The sequence below is a fragment of the Paramesorhizobium salinisoli genome (assembly GCF_003335045.1).
Lineage (GTDB): Bacteria > Pseudomonadota > Alphaproteobacteria > Rhizobiales > Rhizobiaceae > Paramesorhizobium > Paramesorhizobium salinisoli.
This window is the reverse complement of record NZ_QOZG01000050.1, coordinates 1-4,707: the sequence shown is the minus strand read 5'-3', so window position 1 is coordinate 4,707 and position 4,707 is coordinate 1. Positions and strand designations below refer to the sequence as shown.

General features: G+C 58.0%; 6 protein-coding genes. 2 read left to right on the top strand and 4 right to left on the bottom strand.

Going from position 1 to position 4,707, the window contains the following annotated elements; all coding sequences use genetic code 11:
• Positions 1 to 308: 308 nt before the first annotated feature.
• The 4 genes from DUT91_RS24500 to DUT91_RS24490 form a co-directional block, all read right to left on the bottom strand.
• Entirely contained in the window at positions 309 to 740 is a 432-nt protein-coding gene (locus DUT91_RS24500; protein WP_245420002.1) for a hypothetical protein, read from the bottom strand.
• A 230-nt stretch (positions 741 to 970) separates the two neighbouring features.
• Positions 971 to 1,141, bottom strand: coding sequence for a CoxS/CutS family dehydrogenase iron-sulfur subunit (locus DUT91_RS27050; RefSeq protein WP_425373841.1), 171 nt, complete (start codon positions 1,139 to 1,141; stop codon positions 971 to 973).
• 93 nt (positions 1,142 to 1,234) lie between these two features.
• Positions 1,235 to 1,993 (bottom strand): SDR family NAD(P)-dependent oxidoreductase, encoded by a 759-nt coding sequence (locus DUT91_RS24495; protein WP_114442996.1) that lies wholly within the window; start codon positions 1,991 to 1,993, stop codon positions 1,235 to 1,237.
• A gap of 335 nt (positions 1,994 to 2,328) precedes the next feature.
• Positions 2,329 to 3,249: a LysR family transcriptional regulator gene (locus tag DUT91_RS24490; RefSeq protein WP_114442995.1), complete on the bottom strand. Its 921-nt coding sequence runs from the start codon at positions 3,247 to 3,249 to the stop codon at positions 2,329 to 2,331.
• 89 nt (positions 3,250 to 3,338) lie between these two features.
• On the opposite strand from DUT91_RS24490, the gene DUT91_RS24485 reads away from it, so the two are divergent.
• Positions 3,339 to 3,800 (top strand): ester cyclase, encoded by a 462-nt coding sequence (locus DUT91_RS24485; RefSeq protein WP_342634480.1) that lies wholly within the window; start codon positions 3,339 to 3,341, stop codon positions 3,798 to 3,800.
• On the top strand, positions 3,800 to 4,707 hold a 908-nt coding region (locus DUT91_RS24480), incomplete at its 3' end, for an NADP-dependent oxidoreductase (RefSeq protein WP_147272289.1). The genes DUT91_RS24485 and DUT91_RS24480, both read left to right, overlap by 1 nt.

Below are 4,707 nucleotides of genomic sequence, written 5' to 3'. Positions count from 1 at the left end.
GCGGGTGAGACTGCTTATATATACTCGCTCCGCGTCACTGTCCGCCTTGACCGGTTCAGTACACTTCACCGTTCCATATGATTGTAATTAGATCAGCTTCGAACAGCGATCCTCAACGAGCCCCAGATCGCGCGCATCCAGAGCCATTGTAAGGCCGACGCGCGGCGGGGGCGGTGCGGACACGTGGTGAGGCAGTGCGAGGGCGTCTTGTTCGCAGCGCCCTTCGCTTTGTAAACCGGATCCGGCATGCTCTTGTTCTGGATACGTTACCTGCTGCACCTGCAGCCTATGACGAAACGTTCACTCGCTCATCGGGAAATCCGCTTCCCTAGCGTGTCCTGGATCGCATCTGGTTCGACTTCCCACGCATAATTAATTTCATGCTTGATCTTCCAGGTGCCGGCCACGCACTCCCAGCCGAGCTGGGACCGTGCATCGAAGGCGACAACCTGGCCATCCAGGCGCTCAAGTCGGCCCACAAAGCCAACGGCGGAGGACGCGACCTTGTCTCCAACAACTGCATTGTGACCGTCTGTCATGCCGTGAAGGACAGAACGAGCCCCATTTTGCAAATCTTCCCAGTTGGCGCCGTAGACGCTGGCATCGGTAAAGAGCTGCGTATCGCCCGGTGCGAAGTTGTCCCAGAAGATGCCCGCCGGATCCTCGAGCTCATAGTACTTGCCCATCTTGTCGGCGAACACAAAGGCCGGATCTCCATCGCGCCGCTCCCATCCTTCCATGATTCACTCCTCATGCAGCGCAAGGGGTGAGCCCGGACCATCTTGAGGGCAGACTGCGGAATTCTGGGCGAATGCTGAAGTGCCGAAGCCGCTCAGGGCGATGGTGGCAAGGGTGATCCGAGTGACTCGCGTGGTTTTGCTGATATGCATTTTCTGTTCCTTTCTTGGTTAGGCTGTAGAGCTTGTCAAAACGCCATCATGAGTAATACAGTCTCCTACAAGGCGAGACCCTACGGGCCGTCGATCCCCTCAAAAGTAGTCATCTCGTCTCCTGCACGCATGAGCGCCAGCGAAAGGCAGCTGTTGATGCGGCGCTCCTGATCTAGCACCGAGCAGGCTCCACACTGCCCGTTGTCGCAGCCCTTCCTGGTCCCGGTAAAATGCAGGTATTCACGCAGCAAGCCGAGAAGGGTCGCCTCGAGTCGAGTGGCAGACTTTAGCTTTCGCCATTCACGGATAATTGGATCGGCTGCACATGATCAGCCTAACTAACGTCAAGCGATCTGGACACTAAAGCCTCCGTCGACCATAAAGACCGAACCGATCGCAAAGCTTGCTCGGTCGGATGCGAGGAAGGCGGCCACCTCGGCTATTTCTCGCGGTTCTGCTGCGCGGCCGATCGGAGCGCGGCTTCCGTGCTCGGCAAGGAACTCCCGGCCATCGTCGCGGAAGGTGTTGAGAAGGTTTGTCACGACGTTTCCGGCACCGATTGCGTTGACCCTAATGCCATGAGGAGCTACCTCAAGTGCCAAGGCCCGGGTCAATTGGGCTACAGCGCCCTTCGAAGCCGCATAAGGCGCAATGTCGGTGAATGCGAAGTAGGAGGCGTAGGAGGCGATATTGACGATAGCGCCGCTCTTGTTGGAGATCATCGCCTTGGCCGCTTCCCGTGAGAAGAGGAAGTAGCCGGTCGAATTGATCGCCATCACCTTCTCCCACTCTTCCCGGGTCGTATCGACGACTGACTGGTAGTTGATGTAGCCGGCATTGTTAACGAGGATGTCGAGCTTACCGAAGCGGTCGATTGCCGTCGCAACCGCTTTTTCCGCGCTACCATCGGCTATAACATCGGCAACGAGAGGGACGATGCTGCCGGAAGCGAGCTCGTTCACCGTGTCATGTTGATCGAGTGCTACAACTTTTGCGCCCCGCTCGGCGAAAAGTTCAGCGGTAGCGCGCCCGATGCCGCTGGCGGCGCCGGTGATAACTGCGACTTTCCCTTGAATTTCATCGACCATGTTTGTGTCGGCCATCTGCAGTTCCTTCCAGGTCTGGTTGCTGTGACCTCGAGGAAACGAGAACGCCGATGTGAGGTTTCGGTCCTTTCTGTCCGCGCTGTGGGGACAGAGAGAACCTATCAGCAGCTGACGCCATCGCTGTCTGAACGGCATAGATGAGCGCACCGCCAATCCCGACACACGCGACCAGGCCCACCCGCCAGGCCTAACGTGACAACAGGCGGCGCTTTAGCGCAGCCGCATCGCGCGGGCTCGCCAGTCACAGCCGAGCCCGCAATGTCTAATGGAACCTGCGTTTCCGAGCTGCGATGATGCCCGTTAGCATGATTATGTAGTGAATGGACTGCGAGTCATTCACCAGAGCAGGCATCTGGAAACGCGCCCGCTATGCAGCTCCTGAACCAGCGTTGAGCCGGGTGCGTGTCATTGCGTCTATGCCATGACATCTGGAACTGTACCGGTTCAAGCTCAAGCGGCGGCTGCAGGATTGCCAGCTTATCTGCATGGCCCGATGTCGTCACGACACCCGCCATGACGGTGGCGATCATGTCGGATGACGCGACAAGAGCGGGCGCGGCATACATTTGCGGGAGCGTCAGGGCCAAGCGTCGCTTCAGACCCATCTTTGCCAGCGCAACATCCACCACCCCGAAGCGCTCATTCTCTGGCGAAACGAGGAGATGAGAAAGGCAAAGAAAGCGCTCGAGATCGAGCTTGGCACGTGCTGCTGGATGGTCGCTGCGTAGAATGCAGACGAAGCGTTCCTCAAAAAGACACGTACTGATAATTCGTCCCGTTGAAGTTGGCGGAACACCAATGGTGATGTCGACCTCGCCGCCATCCAGCATGGTGATCGCATCATCGCGCTTGGTGAAGCTGCGAATGCTTAAAGCAATACCCGGCGCCTTCTGTCGAAGCACCGAGACCAGTCGAGGAAGAAACAGGAAAGTTGGGTGATCAGACAAGCCGATGTTCATCGAGATGGTAGAGGTAGAAGGATCAAATTCCTGCGTATACTCCAGCGCCCGCTGTATCTCGCCAAGAGCGTGAGTGATGGGGTCGGCGAGATCGAGTGCCCGCGGAGTCGGCTGCAGTCCCGTCGGGCCACGCACGAACAGTTCGTCTCGTAGCAGCGTCCGGAGGCGTGTAAGCGCGGCGCTCATCGCTGGTTGCGTCCTACCGATGCGCGCGCCCGCACGCGTGACACTTCGCTCTGCCATGAGAGCGTCAAACGCAACGAGCAGGTTCAAATCGATGCCATGCAAATCCATCGCATGGATGTTGACACATATCGCTTATCGATTTCAAGTATGTGCCGCCACGGTCTAAGGTTTGGGGGTCAACGAAAAAGGAACCCCCTATGACAATGACCAATGCGACGCAGGTGGTCGGCCTTACGCCTGAAGAACGTACCGCGGTTGATACCTTCTATAAAGCCTTCGCCGGCCAGCCTGAGCTACTGGATGACGCCGTGGCGATAGATTGGCAGGACATTCCCCTTGCGCCACATCAGCAGCCGGGTCGCGCAGGCATGAAGCCACTGATCAATGGCTTCAGGACAGCGTTTCCAGATACGGCAGTCACAATCCACGAGATGATCGGAGCAGGCGGTCGCGTCGCTGTGCGAGCGTCAATTTCGGGCACGCACCTTGGAGAATGGTTCGGAATCGCTCCGACAGGTAAATCGTTCAAAATCTCTATTCATGAATTTCATCACATCGTCGATGGCAGGCTGACTCACACCTGGCACCTTGAGGATTGGCTGGGCTGGCTTTTCCAGGTTGGTGCATGGCCGCCTGCCAACAAGCAGGAGAACACGTGATGAAAGCAGTCCGGATCAGTGGCTACAACGCCGCGCCAATGCTCGGAGAGATACCGAGACCTGCGGCAGCTGCCGGCGAAGTTCTTGTTCGCGTCGTAGCAGCAGCGCTCAACCCGCTCGATGTAAAGCTTCAGCTCGGCTACATGGAGCAGTTCTTCCCGCTCCAGTTTCCGTACACGCTCGGAACTGATTTAGCCGGCGAAATTGAGGAAATCGGAGCGGATGTCCAGGGCTGGTCGGTTGGCGACAAGATCGTCGCGCGCACCGATCCTACCGCTGGCGGCGCTTTTGCTGAGTATGCGGTGGTTCCATCCAACTATCTGGCAAAAGCGCCCTCGACCATCCCGCTTGAGGATGCCGCAGGCATTGGAACGGCTGCCGGTACCGCCTGGCAGGCGCTCTTTGAAAGCGTCGCGCTAGGGAGCGGCCAATCGATCCTTATTCACGCTGGCGCAGGCGGCGTCGGAAGCTTTGCCATCCAGTTCGCACGGAATGCCGGCGCCCGCGTATTCGCTACCGCATCGGGCGACGGGACCGCCATTGCTCGTCAACTCGGCGCCGATAAGGTCATCGACTACCACGCCAGCGATTTCACCCGAGACATTTCCGATGTTGATGTCGTGCTCGATACGGTTGGTGGCGATACTCAACAACAGTCTTACAAGGTGCTGCGTACCGGTGGGCATCTTCTCGCTACCGCCCTTTCGCCCGACGAGGCATTCGCCAGGGCTCACAATGTCGAAACTGGCTTCGTCTTCCATAGCTCCAATGGCGAACGCCTGCGACGGATCGTGGACGTAATAGGCGAACGCGGGATAAAGGTTCTGCTGGATCGGAAGACACCGGTGAACAGCTTTACGGAGGCGTTCGCGCACCAGGCATCGGGCCGGGCTCGCGGCAAAATTAT